The following is a 17,813-nucleotide window of genomic DNA, read 5'->3' on the forward strand; positions in this document are numbered from 1 at the left end:
TTTTATAAAATGATTATGAGGAATTCAGTAAAACAAGATATATGAAGTGAGTGAAGACTAGTGATGAACATACTACATTTTTTATTAGAGAATACTGTTTTCCAAAATGTATTACAAGATCTTCAGTTGAATGTCCTTTATATAGAAGATGGATGTACACATCAACAAACGATAGAAAATGTCCATCCAAAATGTATGTTTATAGCAAATAGTTTTGAAGAAGGAGAAATATTGTTTCATAGAACTAAACCGCATATTGTAATTATGTATGTAACAGATGTTGATCAAATAAAATATATAAAGAATATATATGATTCACGGAGTACATTCATTATCATTTGGGATCAACAGATAAACAATGAGTTTGCAGATTTACTAATGTTAGGAATACGTAATATTGTTATAGCACCAGTAACCCCACAAGTGGTACTAGAGGAAGTGAATAAGAGTTTATATCAACTTTCTTTAGTGCGGCAAGTAGGTTTACAACAAGAATTGCTTCAAACGATGTTTGATTTTCAAAATGATTTATTATTTATAGTAGAAGATGATGAGATTGTTGATTGTAATACAAATTTTTTACAATTCTTCGGATATGATAACTTATTTACGTATCGTGAACAACATTTAGTGTTTGCAGAACATCTTATTAGAGAGAACGGATATTATTCGACGACTCACGATATAACATGGCTGGATGATACTTTATCAAATGGAAGAAGAATTAAAATGTACAATCATGAAGGAGAAGCATTTACTTTTCTATTACGTGCGATACCATTACCAGAAGACTTATCGCGATTTATAGTAAAATGCACAGAGATTACAGAATTAGATGAAATCTATCAAGAGCAAGAAAGGCTTGCAATGATAGATTCATTGACAGAAATATATAATCGTTTGAAATTCCAACAAATATTGGAGAAAGAGTGGGAGAATGTAGTACGTAACGATGAAAAAATAGCACTTATTTTGTTTGATATAGATAATTTTAAATCAGTAAATGACACATATGGTCATGATTTTGGCGATTTAGCATTAGTACAACTAGCAGATCTTATGAAATCTAAAGTTGAAAATCAACATATATTTGCAAGGTGGGGAGGAGAGGAATTTATAATATTAGTGACAAATACGGTAGAAAAAGAAGCGTTTCAAGTTGCGGAGTCATTACGATTTTTTATTGAAACAAAGCAATTCTCTGGAATTTCAAAGTTAACAGCGAGTTTTGGAGTTGCGTTACATGAGAATGGGATTACTAAAGAAGAATTAATGCAAAGAGCGGATATTGCATTATATGAAGCAAAAAAAAATGGGAAAAATCAAGTATGTATATATAGGAAAGAAAAAATGTGATTTTTCGCAACAAATTGTTGCGATTTTTTTTTATTACCTGATAATAGAATATGGGGGACCATTTTAAATGAAGTAACGACGGAGGAACAATATGATAAAAAAAATAATGGCTATGGTTTCACTGTCTGCTGTAGTTTGCGGCGGAGTATACTATTTTCTCTATAGTCCAGATCCAAAGGAACAAGCAGTATTAACAACAAAGATAACTCCTGCTATTGAGTCAGAGGTACAAGATAATATAGAAGAAGTACAAAAAATTGATTATGCTAGTATATCTCAAAAGTTAGATCAATATTTAGTAGGAAAGCAATTTAATGGGACAGTTTTGGTGACAGATAAAGAGCATGTTATATTGAATAAAGGATATGGATATGCTGATGTTCAAAATAAAATAGAAAATACGCCTCAAACAAAATATCGTATCGGTTCTATTACGAAAACAGTTGTTGCTACATCCATTCTACAGTTACAAGAACAAGGGAAGTTAAATATCCAAGATAATGTAAATAAATACATTCCTTCATTTCCAGCAGATAAAAACATCACGTTATATCACTTGTTAACGCATACATCTGGTTTACCGGAAAGTGGGAAAGGAAAGGTTAATGTAGCTTCACGTATCAATTTAATAAATTGGATTGGAAGTCAAAAGTTAGATTTTCCACCAGGAACAGGTTGGAAGTATACGGATTATAATTATATGGTGCTCGCTTATATTATAGAAAATATAACGAAAAAGCCTTTAGGAGATTATATAAAAGAAAATATATTTACAAAGGCAGAGATGCATGAATCAGGTATGGGAAATATGGTACCTGGAGATAAAAACTTCACGAAGGGTTATGTGAAGAAAGATCAAGAACTTGTACCAGCGCAAAAATTAGGGATGGACTGGTTATATGGTTCTGGTGAGATGTATACGACAGTAGGAGATATGAAGAAATTAGATGAAGCGATTATAAATGGAAAGCTTCTTTCAGAACAAAGTATACAAGCGATGTTTACACCTTCACAAGAAAGAAAATATGCATTTAGCTTTTACATATATCCTGATTTTTTCCATAACCATGGTGTACTATCTGGTTGGAATACGTTTAATAATTTCAATAAAGAAAAAGGAACGTTTGTTATTTTATTCTCAAATGTGAAAAATAGTTTGGATGATGATTTTAATAAGGAATTTAGGAAGATGGTAAATGATTTATTAGAACAAAGGGGATGAGAAGATGGAGAATAAAAATTTATCAATAGGTTTCATTGGTATTGGTGTGATGGGAAAAAGTATGGTTAACCATTTAATGCAAAGTGGTTATAAAGTATATGTATATAATAGAACGAAGGAAAAGGCGGATTCTTTAGTGCAAGAGGGTGCGACTTGGTGTGATACACCGAAAGCGTTAGTAAAGCAAATTGATGTTGTTATGACGATGGTTGGTTATCCTCATGATGTAGAAGAAGTGTATTTTGGGATAGATGGAATTTTAGAACATGCAAATGAAGGTACGATAGCAATTGACTTTACAACATCGACACCAACATTGGCAAAACGTATTAATGAAGTTGCGAAAAGCAAGAATATATATACATTAGATGCACCAGTATCTGGAGGGGATGTTGGAGCTAAAGAAGCTAGACTAGCAATTATGGTCGGTGGAGAGAACAGAATATATGATATTTGCTTACCTCTATTTGAAAAACTAGGAACAAATATTCAGTTGCAAGGCCCTGCTGGGAGTGGACAACATACAAAAATGTGCAATCAAATTGCAATTGCTTCTAACATGATAGGAGTATGTGAAGCGGTAGCGTATGCGAAAAAGGCTGGACTTAATGCAGATAAAGTATTAGAGAGTATTTCGACAGGAGCAGCAGGTAGCTGGTCATTAAGTAATTTAGCTCCTCGAATGTTAAAAGGAGATTTTGAACCTGGCTTTTATGTAAAGCATTTTATGAAAGATATGAAGATTGCTTTAGATGAAGCTGAAAAATTACAATTACCAGTACCGGGCCTAACCCTAGCGAAGGAATTGTATGAAGAGCTAATCGCAGATGGAAAAGAGAATAGTGGAACACAAGTATTATACAAAAAGTATATAAGGGGGTAAATGAGATGGATCTCCAAAAGTTTGACGAAATGATTGATGCTGTGCAGCGAGCAACTTGTGTACAGATTAATGATAAGCAAAAAGAAGCTTTTAAACAAAAATACGATTTTGAACCAGATTTTGAATATGGAAGAGATGAGAAAGGGCATTATGTTATCCGAACCTCGAAAAAGATGTTAGAGGAAATGGAGTTTTATTTGGCATTGAAATATGATCGGGATGGAATTGCTCTTTATATGCATGCTGAGATTGAAGGGACATGTCATGTATCCGTTAGCTATAGCGAAGATGCACTTCATTTGCAAGAATTGTTTCAATTTCTAGAAGAAAATAAATAAAAAGTCCTCATTTGAGGACTTTTTATTTATTTAGGCAGGCATAATATTTAAGTTGGATAATCTATAGGCTGGAAGCGCGACGGCATCTTTCAATTGGGAATGGAATAACTTGTGCAATGTGATTAGGACCCAACTGTTTCGCGCGAGCATGGCGTAGTATATAAAATGCGCACAGAATAGAAACAGGAATAGCACCATATAAACCGAAAAATAAAGCGCTTACACACGATGCAGCAAAACCTAAAACACCAACTTCTAATTCTTCCATAATAGCTCCTAAAATGACAGGAATAGCTCCGCATATAACTCCTAGTATAAGTGCGATAAGTAAACTCATGATTATCCCCCTCTGTTTGCAATATTCTTTTCCTTCTTATTAGTTGTAGTATATCATACGCAAAACAGAATTTTCAGAAAAAATTCAAAAAAAGTTCAATAAATGTTCAAAAAGTATTCCGAAATGCACTTGATAAAGTGGAATTATGATTCGATATATTTGATTTAAACAAACGAAAGGGACAAATCATTTTAGTAAATAAAAAATCAGGCTTACTTCAATGTTATGAAATAAGCCTGTTCCATAGGAGGATGTATATATGTAGAGTGAATAAAAGGTTGGAAAAGGGGTTCCAAGTTCTTTTATTCAACTAGCTACCTTAATAAATTGGAACCCAACCTTCTGTTGTAACAAAAATACGAATAGCTACAACTTGGCGATCATCTTGTAAGGTAAAATAGTGTCTTGCATTTTCAGGTACAGATATAAGATCACCAGGCTCAAGTTCAACGTCAAAGAATCGACCATCTTTTCCTTCAATAGCGAAGATGCCATGACCGCTGACAATAAAGCGAACTTCATCGTCAGTATGATGGTGTTCTTTTTGAAAATTAATTAATAACTCGTCAAGGTTAGGTGTGCTATTTGAAAGTGAAATCACATCATATGCTTTATAACCTCTGCGCTCTGAAACATCCGCAATTTCTTTTGAAAACAACGTTAATATTTCAGCTTTATTTTCATCTGTTAAGGAGTAATTTTCTTTTAAATGAGTAGGAAGTTTAGAAATATTCCATTTCTCATATAAAACATCTTCTCCTTGTAGAAAGGTTGATACTTCTACTTCATTCTCAATACGAGTATTTTCCTCATGAATACGAATTTGCGCCATTAGAAACGCCTCCTTGAATTGATAATAATTTTATATGAAATTGGAATAAAAACTCATAAGCTTCTAATCTTTTTTTTGCATCAAAGCTATCACGGCCCCATACGGTAATGCCATGGTTTCGAATTAATACTGCTCCTGAATCTCCTTGTATATGCTTTCGAAATTTCTCTCCAAGCGTTGGGATATGAGCATCATTTTCGATAATAGGAATGTTAATCGTTGCACCTTCTTCCCAAATATCAAGAGCTTTAATAATCTCTTGATTTTGAAGGGTGACTTTATCGCTATACAAATTTGTGATGACATTATTATCAGTTGTATGAACATGAAGTACGCACCCAGCATTCGTACTGTTATAAATATGTGTATGCAATATTGTTTCTGCTGAAGGGCGTAATTCAGTTTCTAAAACGGGAACTCCTTGATGATTTACTAATAGAAAATCATCTGGAGTGGTTTTTGTTTTATCTTTTCCACTTGCTGTAATAAGAAAAGTAAGGGGATCATGACTGACTTTTATAGAAATATTTCCACTCGTTGCTGGAAACCAATTCCGAGTTGTTAATTCTTTTTTTATTTCACTTAAGTCATACCATTGACGAAAAAGTTGTTTCATGATTTCACCTCCAACAAATGTTGTAATTCGACTTGAATATCGTGAAATGTATTAAAGGATGTATAAGCAATATGATTTTCTTCACATTTTGTAATAAGGAAGTCACGGGCAAATACTTTATCTGCTTGTTTTGCTGCTTGTAAATCAGTAATGGAATCTCCTATCACAATATGAAAATCATCTTTAGAGCTTAGTTTCCGAATTAATGATGATTTACAGAGACCGCAACTATGCTGACATTGCTCGTCACAAGGGTGCGGCCATTTAACTTCAACAAATTCTCCTGAAAAGTCAGTTGCATTACAATAAATTTGTTCTTTAGGGATTATTTCTTGTAAGAGTGGATAGACGAAGAAATCCATTCCACCTGATATAACGTAAAAGGAAATGTTATTTTCATTAATAAATTGTATGAATTCATGAAAACCTGTACGGATTTCAGCAGTTTCTTGTAAAAACTGAATAATATCATCGTGTAGATTAATAGGTATTAATCGAAATAATTGAGAAACACCTTCTTGAATAGAAAGTTCTTGCGATAAAATTTTTTGCTTTATTTCCTCTGCTTCTGGTGGTGCGAATTTTTCCATAATGGACATGATATTATCGTTATTTGTAATCGTACCATCGAAATCACAAAATACTTGAATACTCATAATTTCACCTCATGAGAAGGATTTCCCCATATTTGTAGTGCGCTATGCAAATTTATTTCATCCACTTCATGGAGTGGTTTACCTTGTAAAGTAGCTTCAATTGCAGCACGGAAAGCTTTGCCACCGCCTTGAGCTCCATTTGGATGCCCATGAATCCCGCCGCCGGCGTTAATAACAACATCCTTACCAAAATCTCGTAGAATAAAGGGAACGAAACCAGGATGAATTCCAGCAGATGGAACAGAAAAACTTTTCTTGAAATAGTGGTCTTCCTCAGTTAATGCTTTTGTAATGAGAAGGGCTTCCTCTTTTTCTAATGCAACGTTGCCGTATGGTGATGGGAATAAAGAGAAATCAGCACCAGCGTAACGTAGTAATTTTCCAAGTAGTAATGGCGAAGAGAACCCGTATAGTTTCGATGACGAATATGCGCCACTTACAGCAGGGTGTGCCATAATAGGAATTGGAATTTCATCGTCTTCTACAAGTGATTGCAGTACATCTAATCCATAAGAAAATACATTAAATAAAAGAATGTCTGCTCCAGCTAACACCGCACGTTTCGCGTTCTCTTTTAAATCATAAGTTCGCCCTGTTAAATTTACTGCGTATAAAGTTTTATGTCCGTAAGTTTCGTATACAGATTGTAAAACTTCTTTCCCAGATTCAATTCTTTTTGTAAGTGGTGTTAATGAGTTTTCGAATAAAATTTCATCATCTTTTACAATATCTACGCCTCCAATTGCCTGATCGCGTAGTTGAGTTTTTAAATATCCAATATTCCGTCCTATCATCCCTTTGAAAATACTCATTAGAAGAGGGCGATCTTGAACTTGTAAAAGGTTTCGGATGCCTTCAATTCCAAATTTCGGTCCAGGGAACTGTTTCTTTAATTCGTCTGAGAATGTTAAATCAATTAGTTTAATTTCCCCATCTAACGAAAGTTTTCCAAATGTTGTTGTCAAAATGGCTGGTAAGTCTGGGCTGAAGTTCAGCGATGGATAATGAATTTTAATGATTCCACGTAATACTTTTTTGCCAAGATAGGAGTTAATATGTTCTTGTTCGTCTAACTCTTCAATATGAATGACATTGCCTTTATGTTGTTTTAATTGTTCTTGTAATAAGTGTGGTAAATGAGTCCATGAACCAATTGTTAAACCAATTGCAATTTGTTCTGCTTTCTTTTCTAAGTTGTGAGAATCATCGTGGATTAAATATGTCGCTATAATTCCGCTCATTGTTATAACCTCCTAGTTAAATAAAAAAACCTCTCAGCTAAGGAGAGGTTTTTTTACAACCAGCTCCTTATCTGTCAGCGTAACGCTGCGAGAATTAGCACCGTGTCTACAATTGTAGATCGGTTGCCGGGTTTCGTCGGGCTCGTCCCTCCACCTGCTCTTGATAAGAAGTATTTAGAAATGTTTAAATTTTTAAGATAACTGAATTTTGTCAGATTTTTTTTATGTTGTCAATGACTTTTTGAAAAAATTTAATTTATCAATTCGATTAATTGCTTCTCGTAATCGATCTTCTGTATGTAAGAGACCAACACGAACATATCCTTCGCCGTGCTCACCAAATCCAATACCAGGGGCAACAGCGACATGTGCTTTTTCTAGCAAAATATCAGAAAATTGCTCAGATGTATAGCCTTCTGGTACAGGAAGCCATGCAAAGAATGATCCGGTTGGAATATTTACATTCCAACCAATCGAGTGACAAGCTTTAATAAGAGCATTTCTTCGAGATTCATAACTATTAACAAGTTCTACCACACAAGACTGCGAGCCTAATAGTGCTTCGCGGGCAGCATCTTGAACTGCACCAAAAATACTAACATACATATGATCTTGCAATAGGTTAATTGTTTCGATGACACTTTCATTCCCCACTGCAAAAGCAATACGCCATCCAGCCATATTGAAAGTTTTCGATAAAGTGTAAATTTCAATTCCTGTATCTTTGGCACCGTCTGCCTGCAAGAAACTAACAGGCTTTTGACCATCAAATCCGATAGCACCGTAAGCAAAATCATGAACAACTAATATACTATGTTTATTAGCAAAATGAATGGTTTCATCAAAGAAATCTTTTGATGCTGTAGCACCGGTAGGGTTATTTGGATAGTTTAAAAACATTAACTTTGCTTGCTTGGCAATAGAGTCATCAATTTTTGTATAATCCGGTAAAAAATTATTTTCTGCAATAAGCGGCATTGTTTCAAAGTGCGCTTTTGCTAAAGCAACTCCAGATAAATAATCTGGATAGCCTGGATCTGGAACGAGAATGGTATCACCAGGGTTTGTAAAACAAATTGGTAATTCTACTAATCCAGCCTTTCCGCCAAACAAAATAGCAACTTCAGTTTTTGGATTTACTACTACATCATATTCGCGTTGATAGAATGTTGCCACGGCTTCTTTTAAGCTTTCATGTCCGCGAAATGGCGGATATTTATGATGAATGCTCTTTTCAGCCGCATCTTGTAAAGCTTTTACGATATGCTGCGGTGTTGGTTGATCTGGATTACCTTGACCTAGATTAATAACATCGTGACCAGCTGCAACGACTTTGTTAACTTTTGCAACAAGTGAAGCGAAAAATTGTGTCGGCAATGATGTTACTACTTTGGAAGGTTGAAAATTTTTCATACTTTCCACCTCTTTTGAAAGTTGTTACAATTCTAGTGACAAATGATATAATCTTTCCAGTATTTTGTAAAGAAAAAATTAAGAATGGAGCGGACAAAATGAAAGTGGCATGTATTCAAATGGATATTATCTTTGGAGATGTAGAAAAAAATATTGAGAATGCTAAAAATAAAATAAGCGAAGCGATGAAGGAAAGACCAGATGTTATCGTCTTACCAGAATTATGGACAACAGGATATGATTTAACAAGACTTTCTGAAATTGCAGATAGGGATGGATTGGAAACGAAAGAAAAGTTGAAAGAATGGTCGAAACAATATGGTGTACATATTGTTGGTGGTTCCATAGCAAAGCAAACAGAGCAAGGTGTTACAAATACAATGTATGTTGTAAACAATGAAGGGAAGCTAGTCAATGAATATAGTAAAGTACATTTATTTCAGCTTATGGATGAACATAAATATTTAGTAGCTGGCAATGAGACAGGTGAATTTAAGCTAGATGATGTAGAGTGCGCTGGCATAATTTGTTATGATATTCGTTTTCCGGAGTGGATGCGTGTTCATACTGCTAAAGGGGCAAAAGTTTTATTTGTTGTAGCAGAATGGCCATTAGTTCGTTTAGCACATTGGCGTTTGCTTTTACAGGCGAGAGCAGTTGAAAACCAGTGTTATGTTGTAGCATGTAATAGAGCAGGAAAGGATCCGAACAATGAGTTTGCAGGTCATTCTTTAATTGTCGATCCTTGGGGTGAAGTTGTAGTAGAGGCAAATGAAGAGGAATCTATTTTATTTGGAGAGCTGAAATTCGAGAAAATTAAAGAGGTTCGCAAAGGAATCCCAGTTTTTGCAGATCGCCGTCCAGAATTATACAAATAAAATGTTGACAAGTGATTTTTATTCTTGGTATAGTCTTCATCATAAAGTTAAAAATTCAAAAAAATTATACAACTCTTATCAAGAGCAGGTGGAGGGATTTGGCCCGATGAAGCCCAGCAACCGACCGCAATACCATTGTGAAATGGGGCGTTTATGACGTCAAAAGGCACGGTGCTAATTCCAGCAGAAAGTAAACTTTCTGGCAGATAAGAGGGGAGAAGATAAACTTCAAACCTCTTTCTTTGTGGGAAGAGGTTTTTCTGTGCTAGAAAAACCTCTGAATTAAAAGGGGGAGAAGACGATGGGATATTATTCATTAACAGAAGTAACAGCTGTACACTACGCAAAAGAACATGGCTATTTTGAAAAGAAAGCAAATGTAGTTTGCCATGAAATTGGAGATGGCAATTTAAATTATGTATTTAAATTAGATGATGGAGAGAAGACAATTATAATAAAACAAGCACTTCCATATGCGAAAGTAGTTGGTGAGAGCTGGCCATTGTCAATAAAAAGAGCAACGATTGAAAGTAAAGCACTACAAATTTTCGCGAAGTATGTACCGGAATACGTTCCAAAAGTATACAGTCATGATGAGGAGTTGGCAGTGACAGTAATAGAAGATTTATCAAGGCTAACGATTACAAGAAAAGGATTAATAGACGGAGAAGAGTATCCTCTTTTATCCCAGCATATTGGTCGCTTTCTAGCACATGTTTTATTTTATACTTCAGATTTCGGCGTACGTTCAGAAGAGAAAAGAGTGTTAGATAGTGAATTTGTTAATCCGGATCTTAGTAAAATCACAGAAGATTTAGTGTTTACAGATCCGTTTGGTCATTATGATACGAATGATTATGAGCCAGAGTTACAACTAGCGGTTGATGAACTGTGGAGTGACAAAAATTTAAAATTAAAAGTAGCACAGTATAAGTATAAGTTTTTAACGAGAAAAGAAGCGCTCATTCATGGGGATTTACATACTGGTAGTATATTTTCATCGCCTTCTGAAACGAAAGTAATTGATCCGGAATTTGCAACGTACGGTCCATTTGGATTTGATCTTGGCCAATTTATTGCAAATTTATTATTAAATGCGTTATCGCGTGAAGAGGAAAAAAGAAGTGTGCTATTTTTCCATATCGAGAAAACATGGAGTTATTTTGTAGAAACTTTTACAAAGCTATGGATTGGAGAAGGTGTAGAAGTATATACGAAAGAGAAACAATGGTTACCAATTATTTTGCAAAATATTTTTAGTGATATTGTTGGATTTGCTGGATGTGAACTTATTCGTAGAACAATTGGTCTAGCACACGTGGCAGATTTAGATGAAATATCAGATAAAGAAAGAAGAATTCAAGCTAAAAAACAAGCACTTTATTTAGGAAAAGAACTATTAAAATATGAATCAAAGAGCGCAGATATACAACTGTTCCGAACATTATTTCAACATACAATTTCAGGAGGCGTAAAGGCATGAGTACAATCATTACTATTCCGAGATCTGTAAGTTGGAAAGGAGATGCCATTGCGGTATTAAACCAAACAAAGTTGCCGCATGTCACTGAATACAAAACATTAACGAATGTTGAAGATGTATGGAAAAGTATCATTATGTTAGAAGTACGCGGAGCACCTGCAATTGGAATTGTAGCTGCGTTTGGTTTGGCGCTTGCGGCAAAGAAATACGATGCTACAAATATCGATGAATTTCAAAAGAAGTTTAATAGAGATTGTAACTATTTAGGGACATCACGTCCGACGGCAGTCAATTTATTTTGGGCAATTGATCGCATGAGAGAAGCAATACGAGGGATTTCTACAATAAAAGAAGCACAAAAAATATTAGAAGAGGAAGCACTTCGTATTCAGCAAGAGGATGAAGTGGTGTGCCGAAGTATTGGAGAACATGCTTTAACATGTTTTAAAGACGGTGATAAAATTTTAACAATTTGTAACGCTGGAAGTATTGCAACTGCTAGATATGGAACAGCATTAGCCCCATTTTATATTGGGAAAGAGAAGGGTGTACGTTTACATGCGTATGCGTGTGAAACGAGACCGGTTTTACAAGGTGGTCGTTTAACGACATGGGAATTGAAGCAAGCAGACATTGATGTAACGCTTATTACGGATAATACTGCAGCACATGCAATTCGAACGAAAGAAATTAATGCGATTATTGTAGGAGCAGATCGAATCGTTGAAAACGGTGATACTGCTAATAAAATAGGAACATTAAATTTAGCTATATTAGCAAAGTATTTCGGTATCCCATTTTATGTTGCAGCACCGTTATCTACATTTGATACTACGAAACAAACAGGTGCTGAAATTGTCATTGAAGAAAGAGATGAAACAGAAGTTACGAAAATTTTTGGGAAACAAGTGGCGCCACTTGGAACGCCTGTATTTAACCCTGCATTTGACGTAACACCGCATGAATTAATTACAGGAATTATCACTGAGAAAGGTATTTTACGTGGAGATTATAAGCAAGAAATTACATCATTATTTGAAAAAACAAGCTAACTGCTCAGTCGCTATATAAAAAAACCGGTAGAAAAACATTTTTTAAATGGTCGAGAGGGACTGGCTATGTATAGGAGCGTTCAGGGCCTGTTCCTACCACGCGCAACGTTTTAAAACAAAGAAAGGTAGCAAGGTGTAGGAACATTTGTATCTTCATGGCAGCAATCTATATGCTGAAAAATGAAATGTATGGCTGAGTAGTTAAAAAAACAAGATAATAAAAAATAGCTTGTTTTTTATGCCTTAAGTCTTCCTTTCCTCTTATTTATGTAATGAAGGGAGGAGAGAAAGATGGATGAGTGGATCAGGATGATAGGTAATGTGGGGTTTCCAATTGTTGTAACGCTATATTTACTACATCGCATTGAAAGTAAATTAGACGGAGTGATTGTTGCAATTGAGAAACTCCCTAAACAATTACTAAAGTAGGAAGATCCTCGCGATAGAAAGTAAAATAAAGTTTGCTCTTCGTGAGCAAACTTTATTTTTTATTGAGCAGTATATCCACCATCGATAACAACTGCTTGACCAGTTATGCCTTTTGCCTTTTCACTTGCTAAAAACATAGCATAATCTGCAATTTCTTGTACTTGCAACAAGCGCTTCTGCGGTACAAGAGGATAAATAACATCTTCTAAAACATTTTCAAGTGGTACATTTCGTGTAGTTGCTAAATCTTGTAGTTGATTTCGTACAAGGGGAGTATCAACATATCCGGGACAAAGAGCGTTTACAGTAATTCCATGAGTTGCTCCCTCTAAAGCAGCCACTTTTGTTAATCCGATTACGCCATGTTTCGCACTATTATAAGCAGCTTTTCCAGCAAATCCGACAAGGCCGTTAATAGAAGCGATATTAATAATTCGTCCATACTGTTGTTTCTTCATAATAGGAAAGGCAAGCTTGGTTGCAATAAATGGAGCAATTTGCATAATTTTAATAAGAAGTTCGAACTTATCCGTTGGAAAATCTTCAATTGGTGAGACGTGTTGCATTCCTGCGTTGTTAATTAATACGTCTAATGAACCGAAGTGAGTAACTGTTTGAGAAATTGCTGCTGCAATTTCTTCTTCAGCTGTAACGTCACATTTTAAACCGATAGCTTGATAGCCTTCTTTTTGCAATTGTTCAGCAGCTTCTTTTGCACGATCTTCAAGACGATCACTAATGACAACTTTAGCACCTTCTTTTGCGAAAGCACTTCCCATTTCATAACCAATACCGCTCGCAGCACCTGTTAAAAAGACAACTCGATTTGTAACCATGATGAAAAACACTCCTTCATAATAAAAGTTCTCTTATTGCTCTATTTAGAGAGGTGATAATGAAATCCCTGCAAACATTTGGAAAAATATATTTAGCTATCTTGTTTTACAAAATAGTCTCTGCTATACTATTTTGTAAAGCAAGATACTTACGCTTATCTATCTTGTAAAACAAGATAGTGGGAGGATTTGAAATATGTCGACAAGTCAAATGCTAAAAGGGATTTTAGAAGGTTGCTTACTTGCTATTATTTCTGAAGGTGAAATATATGGTTATGAAATGAGTGAAAAACTAGCGAAATATGGTTTCACAATGGCGAGTGAGGGAAGTATTTATCCGTTATTAATACGAATGCAAAAGGAAGGATTAATAACAAGTGTGATGAAGGAATCTCCATCTGGTCCAAAGCGAAAATATTATACATTAACAGAAAAAGGCGAGGAAGCACTGGATGAATTTATGGATCGCTGGGAAGCGATGCAAAGTAGTGTAGAGCGTCTACTTGAAGGGAAGGGGAGAAAAAAATAATGCTATCAAATGAAGCGCGAAATTTTTTATTGGATATGAGATTATTTTTAACTGCAAAGAGTGTGAAAGAAAGCGATATTGAAAGCTTTTTAGAAGATGCAGAGTTGCATTTAATAGAAGGTCAGGGTGAAGGGAAAAGTGTAGAAGATATTTTCGGAAGTTCACCGAAAGAATACGCGAATGAACTTGTAAAAGTGATGGAAAGGGATAGACAGGAAACGTGGAAGCAAATTGGGTTTACGGTAATGAATATCGTTTCGTTTTGGATTATTGCTTCTATTTTAATAGTTAATAATGGGATTTTACAGATTTCGCTTATTCAGTGTATTGGCTATAGTTTTACATTGATTTTAGCTGTTATGGGTCCTAATTTTCTGCTTCGTAAAATGACATTTGTAACAAGTCTTACAAAAACGTGGTTTTCCATGTGGTTTTTAGTCATGATCGCGCCAATGTTTTTATTAGGAGCAGTTACGATATTAGATGTGATATATCCTACAACGATGTTTACGTTGACTCTAGTCCAAAGTTATATATTAGCTGGAGGGATCTTTATCCTCACGGTAGCTATAAATATATATTTTGAAGGATGGTTTAAAAACTTATATTTAATTATTCCGCTTTCTATTATGTTAGTTTTTAAAACATTTACATCGGAAGATCTTATGCCAATGTTATTTCAAATTGTATGCTTGTATGGAAGTTTATTTATTTTAATTTTCCTTGAAATTATGATGAAGGCGAATAGAAGAGAAACGGTTAAATAAGGGAGGGATAAAGGTGTTATCGAATGAAGCACAAAAATTTATAGATGAAACTCAAGGGTATTTACGAATAAAGGGCATTAGAGAAGCAGATATTATTTCTTTTATAGAAGATGCGGAAGTTCATTTAGTAGAAGGAGAAAAAAGAGGGAAGAGTGTAAGTGATATATTTGGTCATGCTCCAAAGGAATATGCTAATCAACTTGCAAAAGAGATGGAGATAGATAAGAAAGGTAATTATAAATTATTGCTTTACTTTATTGTAAACTTATTAGCATTCACGATGATGAAGAGTGTATTCTTTAGTGAAGCTGATCATCGTTTGTCGTATTCTTTAGTTGAATTAATTGGATATCCAATTATGACTTTTGTAGGGGTTAGTGTATTAATATTGGGGATGAGAACAGCAGCCTTTAAGCGTAAAAGAACTGAGTTTTTAATTATGTATATAACCGGTGCAATATGGTTTTTATCAATTTTTAGTATTGCATTATTAAATAATTTTTATGGTACAACATTTATTAAATTTACTGCTACAGAAAGTTTCACTCTTGTTGGCATAGTAGTTCTTTTTGCAGCTATTGTAAATATTAAATTTGGTGGTTGGTTTACTTTGTCTTATTTACTAGTTCCAATTGTATTAGAATATGCATTTGTAACGATAGACTTATCAAGCATTATTGGAATGTATGTACAACAAGTAATTCTTTTCATTGTTATTTATATGCTTTTAAAAATTCATACGAAATTAGAAAAAAGAGAAGTATACGAATAAAAAAGAGAAAGAGTTATTTATATGTATATGGAGTAATTGTTTTCTAAGGTTAACTTAATTATATTGCTTTCACAAATACATGATGAATATTTTAATACTTTACTAGATGACACATCGGGTTATGTTTTGTTTTTCGGTTTAATAGGAAAAGGGCTGCTTTGGATATGCAAAAAAGTATTTCCAAAGAAATATTATATTGGGATTTTTAGAGGGATTACATTTACTTTTAGTTGTCTATTTTTACCCCGCATTAACGGGCAGTAAAACTCCCATCTCAAAATTCGGATGGAGCAAAGAAGTTAGGTGGGAGATCAACTGCCCGTAAACGCCCGATTGGTGAAGGCTAATAAGCAGTGGGGGATGAACAAAACCCCCACTGCTTATAGTTTCACTTTATTTCTCGCAGCCGGTATTTGGTTTGTTGATTGGAATATGTTGTTTTAAACAGTAACAATATCGTTACTGTTTTTTTCTTTGTAATAAAGAGCTTTGTAAAGAGAGCTCCTTTTGTTCGTTCGTTAATAAGGAATGAATATGGACGTTTTCTGGGCGGGGAACTATAGGGTACATAAGATTTGATGGAGAAGGGTGGTGCTCCGATCCAGTTGGGGAATGAGGATCTGCATGAGTAAGTTTTCCATGAACACGTCTTGTAAATAAAATATGACCAATTTCGTGAGCGAGGGTGTATATATTTTTCATTGGAGCAGCTGAGTTTGTTAGAACGATGTAACCAGTAAGTTGTTGTTGTTTCGCTAGAGAGTAAGCGCAAGCTATTACTGCGGTTTCTTTGAAATAATCACTGCCAATATAACAAATATAAAGGTCACATTCAGGAGCTTCGTTAACACAAGTTTGAAAAAAGGATGATAATTTTTCCTGACTTTGAATGGAGTTTTTATAACTAATTTCCCGATTAGAAAAACGGAAAAGCTCGTTTAGTACAATTACTTCTTTAATTTGAAATGTAATGGGATGCCAAATTGATTCTGCAACTGCTAAATCTTTTGCGATACGGTCGTCAGAAATATCGGCGCCTGGAGTAATGCAAACACATATATTAACGTATGAATCCATAAGGAACACCTCAAAGGAAAAAATTCTTTCTATAATATATGTGGGGAAAAGGTCCTATGTATGGATAAACGCCTAGACTACAAGTCGAAAAAATTTCATAGTTCTATAACGTAGTATGGTCATCTTTTTGATATAGTAAAGAAAAGGGGGAGAATATATGTATACATTAAAAATCGTTTCAGACAGAGAAGCTCTGTATCAATTTGCGAGCTATGTAAGAGTTGTGCAAGGGGTTGAAGATGTATATGTAGAGGTGGGAGAACCTTTATATGAACATCCATTAATGAAGTTTTATGTAAATATTACAATTGAAGAAACATATGATCAGCATAAAGCGTTACAAGAAATAGCTAGATTAGTAGAATTAGGGCGTTTTACATATGTCCATTATAGCAATGAGGAAATTGAAGAAGCTTTTGAAGCTGTAAAATACGAAAGCTTTAAGAAATAACGGTAAAAAAAGGAAGCGGAAGCTTCCTTTTTTTATTGAAAATTACAGCAACAAAAGGAAGAGAATTTTGTTATGATAAGGAAGGGTGAGGAAAGGGGAGTTTACATATTGGGGTATATTGAAGAGTTACGCAAAGTAGTTGGTACGAGACCACTTATTTTAGTAGGATCAGCAATTATTATATTAAATGATAATCAAGAAGTATTGCTTCAATATCGTTCAGATACATATGATTGGGGTGTGCCTGGCGGGGCAATGGAACTGGGAGAAACGACAGAAGAAACTGCTCGTAGGGAATTATTCGAGGAGACGGGGCTAAGTGCAAAAATAATGCAATTTCTTGGTGTTCTTTCAGGAAAGGAAGTTTATTTCCGTTATCCAAATGGAGATGAAATTTTTAATGTGATTCATCTGTATCAGGCACATCATGTAAGCGGAGAATTAAAGCTCGATCATGAAGGGTTACAACTTCAATATTTTCCAGTAGACAAGTTACCGAAATTGAATGAAACGACAGAGAAGATATTACAAAAATTCTTATATGCATTGACAGAATAGAAGGTTAATTCCTTCTATTTTTATTATATTAAATATTTTGATTTTTTGGTATGTTTATAGTATGATAATTGTAGACATACAACTTAT

22 protein-coding genes and 2 riboswitches are annotated in these 17,813 nt (G+C 34.5%); of the genes, 14 read left to right on the forward strand and 8 right to left on the reverse strand.

All coding sequences use genetic code 11. The features are described 5' to 3' along the window. Nucleotides 1-63 precede the first annotated feature (63 nt). The 4 genes from ACE38F_RS08735 (at nucleotide 64) to ACE38F_RS08750 (ending at nucleotide 3,799) form a co-directional block, all read left to right on the forward strand. Nucleotides 64-1,356: a GGDEF domain-containing protein gene (locus ACE38F_RS08735; protein ID WP_375369467.1), complete on the forward strand. Its 1,293-nt coding sequence runs from the start codon at nucleotides 64-66 to the stop codon at nucleotides 1,354-1,356. Nucleotides 1,357-1,447: 91 nt separating this feature from the next. Continuing rightward, the gene (locus ACE38F_RS08740) at nucleotides 1,448-2,578 is read left to right on the forward strand and encodes a serine hydrolase domain-containing protein (protein WP_215554061.1); all 1,131 of its coding nucleotides are present in this window, start codon (nucleotides 1,448-1,450) and stop codon (nucleotides 2,576-2,578) included. A 4-nt stretch (nucleotides 2,579-2,582) separates the two neighbouring features. Next, nucleotides 2,583-3,461, forward strand: a complete 879-nt coding sequence (locus ACE38F_RS08745; protein ID WP_215554060.1) for an NAD(P)-dependent oxidoreductase — start codon at nucleotides 2,583-2,585, stop codon at nucleotides 3,459-3,461. 5 nt (nucleotides 3,462-3,466) lie between these two features. Further along, entirely contained in the window at nucleotides 3,467-3,799 is a 333-nt protein-coding gene (locus ACE38F_RS08750; RefSeq protein ID WP_215554059.1) for a DUF3909 family protein, read from the forward strand. Nucleotides 3,800-3,860: 61 nt separating this feature from the next. On the opposite strand, the gene ACE38F_RS08755 is transcribed toward ACE38F_RS08750, so the two are convergent. From ACE38F_RS08755 to ACE38F_RS08780, 6 genes are all read right to left on the reverse strand, one after another. Then, nucleotides 3,861-4,136, reverse strand: coding sequence for a hypothetical protein (locus tag ACE38F_RS08755; protein WP_002160633.1), 276 nt, complete (start codon nucleotides 4,134-4,136; stop codon nucleotides 3,861-3,863). Between the two features lie 319 nt (nucleotides 4,137-4,455). Beyond that, the gene (locus ACE38F_RS08760) at nucleotides 4,456-4,968 is read right to left on the reverse strand and encodes a 1,2-dihydroxy-3-keto-5-methylthiopentene dioxygenase (protein WP_375369466.1); all 513 of its coding nucleotides are present in this window, start codon (nucleotides 4,966-4,968) and stop codon (nucleotides 4,456-4,458) included. Beyond that, complete coding sequence (locus tag ACE38F_RS08765; protein WP_002111581.1) at nucleotides 4,946-5,584, reverse strand: methylthioribulose 1-phosphate dehydratase; 639 nt, start codon at nucleotides 5,582-5,584, stop codon at nucleotides 4,946-4,948. Before ACE38F_RS08765 ends, ACE38F_RS08760 begins: the two co-directional genes overlap by 23 nt. Further along, nucleotides 5,581-6,240 carry a 2-hydroxy-3-keto-5-methylthiopentenyl-1-phosphate phosphatase gene (locus tag ACE38F_RS08770; protein WP_002111579.1) on the reverse strand — a complete coding sequence of 220 codons (660 nt, stop codon included), beginning with the start codon at nucleotides 6,238-6,240 and terminating at the stop codon, nucleotides 5,581-5,583. The genes ACE38F_RS08765 and ACE38F_RS08770 overlap by 4 nt, the downstream gene beginning before the upstream one ends. Further along, on the reverse strand, nucleotides 6,237-7,481 hold the full coding sequence (mtnW, locus tag ACE38F_RS08775) for a 2,3-diketo-5-methylthiopentyl-1-phosphate enolase (RefSeq protein ID WP_341305950.1): 1,245 nt from the start codon (nucleotides 7,479-7,481) through the stop codon (nucleotides 6,237-6,239). Before mtnW ends, ACE38F_RS08770 begins: the two co-directional genes overlap by 4 nt. 64 nt (nucleotides 7,482-7,545) lie before the next feature. After that, a riboswitch (SAM riboswitch) is annotated at nucleotides 7,546-7,651 on the reverse strand. 52 nt (nucleotides 7,652-7,703) lie between these two features. Further along, the gene (locus ACE38F_RS08780) at nucleotides 7,704-8,894 is read right to left on the reverse strand and encodes a pyridoxal phosphate-dependent aminotransferase (RefSeq protein ID WP_375369465.1); all 1,191 of its coding nucleotides are present in this window, start codon (nucleotides 8,892-8,894) and stop codon (nucleotides 7,704-7,706) included. Between the two features lie 14 nt (nucleotides 8,895-8,908). Between ACE38F_RS08780 and ACE38F_RS08785 the strand changes: the two genes are divergently transcribed. The 4 genes from ACE38F_RS08785 (at nucleotide 8,909) to ACE38F_RS08800 (ending at nucleotide 12,736) form a co-directional block, all read left to right on the forward strand. Then, nucleotides 8,909-9,772, forward strand: a complete 864-nt coding sequence (locus ACE38F_RS08785; RefSeq protein WP_375369630.1) for a carbon-nitrogen family hydrolase — start codon at nucleotides 8,909-8,911, stop codon at nucleotides 9,770-9,772. Between the two features lie 72 nt (nucleotides 9,773-9,844). Beyond that, nucleotides 9,845-9,985: riboswitch (SAM riboswitch) on the forward strand. Between the two features lie 88 nt (nucleotides 9,986-10,073). Then, the gene (gene mtnK, locus ACE38F_RS08790) at nucleotides 10,074-11,255 is read left to right on the forward strand and encodes an S-methyl-5-thioribose kinase (protein ID WP_375369464.1); all 1,182 of its coding nucleotides are present in this window, start codon (nucleotides 10,074-10,076) and stop codon (nucleotides 11,253-11,255) included. Further along, nucleotides 11,252-12,307 (forward strand): S-methyl-5-thioribose-1-phosphate isomerase, encoded by a 1,056-nt coding sequence (gene mtnA / locus ACE38F_RS08795; RefSeq protein WP_341305953.1) that lies wholly within the window; start codon nucleotides 11,252-11,254, stop codon nucleotides 12,305-12,307. Before mtnK ends, mtnA begins: the two co-directional genes overlap by 4 nt. Before the next feature lie 291 nt (nucleotides 12,308-12,598). Continuing rightward, nucleotides 12,599-12,736: a YvrJ family protein gene (locus ACE38F_RS08800; RefSeq protein ID WP_215554051.1), complete on the forward strand. Its 138-nt coding sequence runs from the start codon at nucleotides 12,599-12,601 to the stop codon at nucleotides 12,734-12,736. Between the two features lie 59 nt (nucleotides 12,737-12,795). Here the strand turns inward: ACE38F_RS08800 and ACE38F_RS08805 are convergent, their stop codons facing one another. Further along, nucleotides 12,796-13,572: a 3-hydroxybutyrate dehydrogenase gene (locus ACE38F_RS08805; RefSeq protein ID WP_002160640.1), complete on the reverse strand. Its 777-nt coding sequence runs from the start codon at nucleotides 13,570-13,572 to the stop codon at nucleotides 12,796-12,798. Between the two features lie 196 nt (nucleotides 13,573-13,768). Here ACE38F_RS08805 and ACE38F_RS08810 point away from each other — a divergent pair, with 196 nt between their 5' ends. The 4 genes from ACE38F_RS08810 to ACE38F_RS08825 are packed head-to-tail and all read left to right on the forward strand — an operon-like array spanning nucleotide 13,769 to nucleotide 15,904. Then, nucleotides 13,769-14,101 (forward strand): PadR family transcriptional regulator, encoded by a 333-nt coding sequence (locus tag ACE38F_RS08810; RefSeq protein WP_002111568.1) that lies wholly within the window; start codon nucleotides 13,769-13,771, stop codon nucleotides 14,099-14,101. Further along, complete coding sequence (locus ACE38F_RS08815; protein WP_375369463.1) at nucleotides 14,101-14,868, forward strand: DUF1129 domain-containing protein; 768 nt, start codon at nucleotides 14,101-14,103, stop codon at nucleotides 14,866-14,868. The genes ACE38F_RS08810 and ACE38F_RS08815 overlap by 1 nt, the downstream gene beginning before the upstream one ends. Before the next feature lie 13 nt (nucleotides 14,869-14,881). Next, nucleotides 14,882-15,640 carry a DUF1129 domain-containing protein gene (locus ACE38F_RS08820; RefSeq protein ID WP_215554048.1) on the forward strand — a complete coding sequence of 253 codons (759 nt, stop codon included), beginning with the start codon at nucleotides 14,882-14,884 and terminating at the stop codon, nucleotides 15,638-15,640. A 36-nt stretch (nucleotides 15,641-15,676) separates the two neighbouring features. Further along, the gene (locus ACE38F_RS08825) at nucleotides 15,677-15,904 is read left to right on the forward strand and encodes a DNA-binding protein (protein WP_375369462.1); all 228 of its coding nucleotides are present in this window, start codon (nucleotides 15,677-15,679) and stop codon (nucleotides 15,902-15,904) included. Between the two features lie 195 nt (nucleotides 15,905-16,099). Here ACE38F_RS08825 and ACE38F_RS08830 read toward each other — a convergent pair whose 3' ends face one another. Beyond that, a complete protein-coding gene (locus ACE38F_RS08830; RefSeq protein ID WP_215554046.1) occupies nucleotides 16,100-16,717 on the reverse strand; it encodes an ImmA/IrrE family metallo-endopeptidase in 618 nt (205 codons plus the stop codon). Nucleotides 16,718-16,874: 157 nt separating this feature from the next. Between ACE38F_RS08830 and ACE38F_RS08835 the strand changes: the two genes are divergently transcribed. Together ACE38F_RS08835 and ACE38F_RS08840 are read left to right on the forward strand one after the other, a co-directional pair. Further along, nucleotides 16,875-17,168: a DUF3928 family protein gene (locus ACE38F_RS08835; RefSeq protein ID WP_375369461.1), complete on the forward strand. Its 294-nt coding sequence runs from the start codon at nucleotides 16,875-16,877 to the stop codon at nucleotides 17,166-17,168. A 108-nt stretch (nucleotides 17,169-17,276) separates the two neighbouring features. Continuing rightward, nucleotides 17,277-17,726 (forward strand): NUDIX hydrolase, encoded by a 450-nt coding sequence (locus ACE38F_RS08840; RefSeq protein ID WP_002145954.1) that lies wholly within the window; start codon nucleotides 17,277-17,279, stop codon nucleotides 17,724-17,726. Nucleotides 17,727-17,813: the final 87 nt, after the last annotated feature.

The sequence above is a fragment of the Bacillus altaicus genome (assembly GCF_042136375.2).
GTDB lineage: Bacteria > Bacillota > Bacilli > Bacillales > Bacillaceae_G > Bacillus_A > Bacillus_A cereus_U.